This is a genomic window from Cupriavidus sp. DL-D2 (assembly GCF_039710735.1).
Taxonomy (GTDB): Bacteria; Pseudomonadota; Gammaproteobacteria; order Burkholderiales; family Burkholderiaceae; genus Cupriavidus.
In genome coordinates, this window is record NZ_JBDKXK010000116.1 from 1 (window position 1) to 5,705 (window position 5,705).

Below are 5,705 nucleotides of genomic sequence, written 5' to 3' on the forward strand. Positions count from 1 at the left end.
GGTCTGCCTGAAAAAGTGTCCAAGATTACTTGACCACTACAGGGGAGAGGGCCAGCAGTGCAAGTTGCGACGATTTTGGCAAGCAGAGCCTCCGGCCCTCTCCCCCAGCCCCTCTCCCATTTCATGGGAGAGGGGAGCCCAACCCCAACCGCACCATCATCCCCGCAAGCACCAGCATCGTCACGCCGATCAGTCCATCCAGTACTCGCCATGCAGCGGGACGCGCAAACCAGGGCGCCATCCAGCGTGCGCCATATCCCAGTGCAGTGAACCACAGCACACTGCCGCTGCTCGCGCCCGCGATGAACCAGCCGCGCATTGCAGCGGGCTGCTGCGCGCCGATGCTGCCCATGAGTAGCACGGTATCGAGATAGACGTGGGGATTCAGTAGCGTGAAGGCCGCCGCCTGTGCCAGCGCTGCGCCACGGCCGATCCGCTTGGCGCCGGATTCCGCAGTGGCCTGCATCGCCTGTGGCCGACGCGCGCGCCGGAGTGCCTGCCATCCATAGAACGCGAGAAATGCCGCGCCCGCGAACGCCAGTGCCCGCGCCAGCCCGGGCCGCTCTCCAAGAGCTGCCGCCATCCCCATCACCCCAGCCGCGATCAGCAAGGCATCGGCCACGGCACACCAGAGCACAACGCTTCCCACATGTTCGCGGCGCAGTCCCTGGCGCAGGACGAAGGCGTTCTGTGCACCGATGGCGATGATCAGGCCAAGGCTCAATACGAGCCCTTGCAACATCACGGCAGAGGCAGAAGGCAGGAAATCAGGCAGGTTCATGCCACGCAGCTTGCTGTGCGCATGCGCTTCAGTCCAGCGCCCGGTTTCGCGATTCCACATTGACCGCTGCCACCGCAACGGCTGCCGCCAGCAACATTGCCGAGATCATCGCCAGTGCCAGCGTGAAGTGGGTCGCCATCACAGGCGCGATGATCGACGGTGCGAACAGTCCGCCAAACCGCGCAACCGCGCCCGCCGTGCCCATGCCGGTTGCGCGCAAGGATGTGGGAAATACCTCAGGCGTGAATGCGTAGAGCCCGCCCCAGGTGCCCAGCAGCGCAAAGCTCATCAGCAGCGTGGAGCCGATGACCACCACGGGCGATGTACCGAGGCTGTACAGCAGGCAGCCCAGCGCACTGAGCAGCAGAAATCCGATCAGCGTGGGCTTGCGTCCCCAGCGTTCCACGCCATACGCCGCCAGCGCGTAACCCGGCAGTTGCGCCAGCGCCAGCACCACCAGGAAGACCTGTCCGCGCATGAACGCGAAACCCTGCGTGCTCAGTCGGATCGGCAGATAGACGAATATGCCGTAATACGCGATGGAAATCAGCAGCCACGCCAGCGCGAGCGCAATCGTGCGGCGTCGCAGCGTCGTGGTGAACAGCGCGAATACCGATTGTTTGACGCTCGTATCAGCCTGCAGTGCGGGGATGTCTACCGTGCGTCCGTTCTCGCGGGCCACGCGTTCGAGCACGCTGCGCGCCTTGTCCGGTTGCCCATTGCGATTCAGGAACAGCGGCGATTCCGGCACGTGAATGCGCAGCACGATGCCGATCAGCGCGGGAATCCCGGTCACGAAGAAAATGATGCGCCACGCATCGTTGCCATAGTCGCTGGCCACCAGGGCGAGGACGGCGAGACAGATCGTGCCAAGTGCCCAGAATGCCTCCAGCAACACCAGCCAGCGTCCGCGCCGATCCTTCGGCAGAAACTCGGCCATCATCGTGTAGTCCACCGGCAGCGTGCCGCCCACGCCAATGCCGGTCAGCAACCGCAGCGCCAGCAGCCAGGTGAGATCCGGCGCGAAGGCCGATGCCACGCCACTTACCGCGTCAATGCAAACCGCAAGCAGCAGCGCAGGCCGGCGACCCACGCGATCGGCCAGTCGCCCGAACGCAAAGGCGCCCAGCACCATGCCGATAAAGAAGAACGTGCCAGTCTGAAGCGCCTGCGGCACCGTGATGCCGAATGTCTTGGCGATCGACGGCGCGCTGAAGCCGATGGATAGCACCTGCATGGCGTCCGCCGCCCAGACGAGTCCGAAGATCACGAAGAGGCGGCGCTGGAATTTACCGACACCAGCGGTTTCAATGGCCTGGTCGAGGCCCATCAGGGTAGATGACATTGGAGGCGGCATGTCAGGTTGTTGCGGCAGGCAAACATTCTAACTCGCGCCCCTTACTGCCTTCAGTTCCGTCTGCGGACTATCCAACCTTCGCACTGCATGGAATCACCCGGGAAACACGTGCGTCGCATGCGTGATCGCGCCACCGGCGCGAATGGCCGCCGCCACCAGTGCCGCTTCGGAAAGTTGCTCATTGGTGGCGCCGGCATCTCGCGCGGCCTTGGTATGGATCGCGATGCAATACGGACATTGCGTAGTCAGCGCCACGGCCACCGCAATAATCTGCTTTTGCTGCGCGGACAGCGCCCCTTCCGCAAACGCGGCCTTGTCGAAGGCCCAGAAGGCTTTCATCGCCTCCGGCGCGCTTTCGTCGAGCATCTTCAGGCGGCCAAGATCTTTCATGTCGTACATGGGGTACCTCCGGTCAATGGGTGGGTATGCACTCCCAATGATCGAAACGCCGACGCCCGATCATAGGAGCTGTTTCCGGGTTTTTTAGAAGAGAATGGGCTTGACAGCGAAATCAGCAACGCGGCGCGATGGGTTCGACGAAAGCCTTCACACACGGATCTCACGCCGTGATGCGCACCCGCCCATCCTCCGACCACAGCAGTTGCACGCGCTGTCCCGGGTAGAAACTGCCTTCCGATGCCGGCTGCGTGATGGCCTGCAGGCGGCCGTCGGGAAGCCGGACGGTGATTTCGTAGCCGGGATGACGATCCACGGCGGATTCGATTTCGTGCCCGGCGAGGCCACCGGCGAGTCCACCCGCCACGCCTGCCAGCAGCGAACCATGGCCGTGACCGATGGCGCTGCCCGCGACCGCACCAAGCAGGCCGCCGCCGAGTTCGCCGACGAGGCTTGAGCCCTGGCTGCTGTCGTTGATCTGCACGCTGCGCACGCGTTCGACCGTGGCCATCGTCACGGTTTGGGGCAGCGAGGTTTGTCCCGCGCTGTAGACGCTGCCGGGTGGCGCGAATTCGGCGCAGCCTGTGGTGAGCAGCGCGCTTGCCACCAATGCGGCAGCAAGCGGCAGGTTCAATGATGCGAGGCGACGTGTGGAAGGCATGACCGGCTCCTATCCCGATGATCCGATGTTTGATAGGAACCACTCTACGGCGCGTCGTTGTGCCGACATTTCCGGAACGCCGGGGTTTTGCGCGTCTGCCGCATGCATGGCGATGCATCGGCAACAAAAAACCCCGGCGCCAGGCCGGGGTCGGTACGACGGATTATCGGTGGATCAGGCGCGGCGCGCCGTCAGCCACTGGTTCGACGCCAGCGGCTCGGTGCACATGCGCACTTCACCGATCTGGCCGAGGAAGCCATTCGACGTCACGTTGTTGTAGACACCACCGCCAATCAGGAAGCGGCTTGCGGCGCTGACGGTGGCAATGCCGCGCGTGTTCGACGTATTGCGCAGCACGGGCGCGCCTTCCACGTACATCACGGTCTCGTTGGTCGCGGGATCGTTGACCACGGCCACGTGTACCCATTTCTCGGCAATGATCTCGCCGGACCAGCTTGCCGCAGCGTTCCTGGTGCCTGCCGTGCTGGGCGTGACTTCCCACTGCACTTCGCGCAGGCTGGAAATCGCGAAGATCAGCGGGCTTTCGTCGCCATCGCCGCTGACGGAGCCGGCGATATCACCGCGCCGGCCTTCGCGCTCCATGATGTTCATCCACGCGTTGTTGCCGGCTGTCCACGAAGCGGGCACCTTGATGAAGGCTTCGATCGTGTAGCCGTTGTCGAAGGTCTGCGCGTTGAGCGCCGCAGTGGTCTGCGTGGCGAAGAAGCTCATCCGCTTGGGTGAGTTCGTCGAGTTGGCAAACTTCACGCTGCCCGGCGCCGCCGACAGGTAATGGTGGTCGTTGGACCACGTCATGTCGCCCAACTGGGCCGTGCCGCCGTTTGCCAGGGCTTCACGCGAGATCGGATTGGCACCCGTCTCGTCGTTGATGACCTGCCCCACCGGCACTGCTGCACCATCCGTGCCGCCGAAGAAGCGCCAGTGCGCCACCGTGGATGCCACAAGCGGGTAATCGCTGCTATCCGCAGGCGCTTTCTTGTCCGTGGTGCTGGGCTCCGTGTAGTTGGCCAGGATGGCGGCCTTGGCGCGATCGTTGATCGGATCGTTGCCGGCAGTCGGGGTGGTGAAGTCGGGGTTGAAGCGTGCGAAGCGCTTGCGGAAATCGAAGTCGATCTCGAACTGCTGGTTCTTGTCCGTCAGCACTGCCACGTCGAACTCGTTGAGCGTCTCGGTAGGCTTCTGCGGCACCCACGGCGAGAACGAGATCACCTTGATCTTGTTGTGGGTGAGATCGAATTCGTAGAGACGCATCAGGCCGTTGCCGCCCATGTACGCCATCTGGTAGTCCACCACCATTTCCTCGACGGGGTTGCCGAAGTCGTTGGTCTTCGTGAGATGCGCCGCGCCGTGGTAGTGGCCGTTCAGCGTCATGAAGATCTGGTCGTTGTCCTTGATGAGCTTGTCCCAGAGCATCAGGCCATAGGGCACTTCCAGCGGGCTGACGCCATCCGGACCGATGTTGAGCAACTGGTGCGTGGACAGGATCACCGGGACTTTCGGGTAACGCTTCAACACATTGCGTGCCCACGTGATGGCCGCATCGGAGGCGCGCCACGACATCGACAGCACCATGAAGCGGTTGCCGTCCACTTCGAAGAAGTGATACTCGTGGAAGCCCGACGGATCGCGGCCGCCGAAGGTAGCCTGACGCTGCGCGCGCGTGGTCGGGAAAGTCTTCAGGTACGGCTCGTTGGCGAGGTTGCGCTGTGCATCGGTGTTCGATGCCTGGCTGCCAGCGTTGACGTAGTCCACATCGGAGATCACGTCGTGGTTGCCGGCCAGGATCGAGTACGGCGCGCGAGCCGCCTCCATGACTTCCATGGCTTCGTCGGCAATCTGCCATTGCAACGGCTTGGACTGCTGGTCCACCACATCGCCCAGGTGAATCGTGAACGGGATACGCAGGGCAGAAGCGTTCTGCGTGATCCACTTGGTCTGCGCGAGGAACGGCGTGGAGCCGTATTTACGCTGGAACTGCAGGTTCTCGTCGGTGGTGGCGTAGCGCGAATAGAACTGGGTGTCCGGCAGCACGGCCAAGGCGAAGCTCGATACCTTGCCATTGGGTGCAGTGCCGCCCGGGGTCGTACCCGGCGTGGTGGCCGGCGTACCCGGTGCCGCATCGTCACCGCCGCCACACGCAGCCAGCAGTGCCGAGCCGCCGAGCGACAAGCCCAGACCCGCCCTCAGCAGCAGACGGCGCTGCCGGTCCGGAATGCCTTCGAGCGTTGCGGTATCGATGGCGGCGTGCTGCTTCCCCGTTGTCTTGCTTTGCATTTCAACTTCCCTGTTGACCCACGAAAACCGAAGATTCTCGGTGTCGTGCGTGACAGGGTGTTGATTGGAATGTGAAGGTTTGGTTGCGGTGGGCTTTCGGTTTGCTTGTGTTTGTTTCCCCTCTCCCGCGAGCGGGAGAGGGGTTAGGGGAGAGGGCAGGAGGTTCTGCTTGCCGACTTGTCGAAATTTGAACTGCTGGCCCTCTCCCCCGCCCC

The 5,705-nt window shown here is 63.3% G+C and carries 5 protein-coding genes; all 5 read right to left on the reverse strand.

All coding sequences use genetic code 11. The annotated features are described in order from the left end of the window. Window positions 1-121: 121 nt before the first annotated feature. Window positions 122-781: a LysE family transporter gene (locus tag ABDB81_RS30115; protein WP_346814382.1), complete on the reverse strand. Its 660-nt coding sequence runs from the start codon at window positions 779-781 to the stop codon at window positions 122-124. A 28-nt stretch (window positions 782-809) separates the two neighbouring features. Next, on the reverse strand, window positions 810-2,126 hold the full coding sequence (locus ABDB81_RS30120; protein ID WP_346814379.1) for an MFS transporter: 1,317 nt from the start codon (window positions 2,124-2,126) through the stop codon (window positions 810-812). Between the two features lie 105 nt (window positions 2,127-2,231). Beyond that, complete coding sequence (locus ABDB81_RS30125; protein WP_346814380.1) at window positions 2,232-2,537, reverse strand: carboxymuconolactone decarboxylase family protein; 306 nt, start codon at window positions 2,535-2,537, stop codon at window positions 2,232-2,234. A gap of 160 nt (window positions 2,538-2,697) precedes the next feature. Further along, a complete protein-coding gene (locus ABDB81_RS30130) occupies window positions 2,698-3,195 on the reverse strand; it encodes a glycine zipper 2TM domain-containing protein (RefSeq protein WP_346814381.1) in 498 nt (165 codons plus the stop codon). 174 nt (window positions 3,196-3,369) lie between these two features. Continuing rightward, window positions 3,370-5,490 carry a LamG-like jellyroll fold domain-containing protein gene (locus tag ABDB81_RS30135; RefSeq protein ID WP_137923501.1) on the reverse strand — a complete coding sequence of 707 codons (2,121 nt, stop codon included), beginning with the start codon at window positions 5,488-5,490 and terminating at the stop codon, window positions 3,370-3,372. Window positions 5,491-5,705 lie beyond the last annotated feature (215 nt).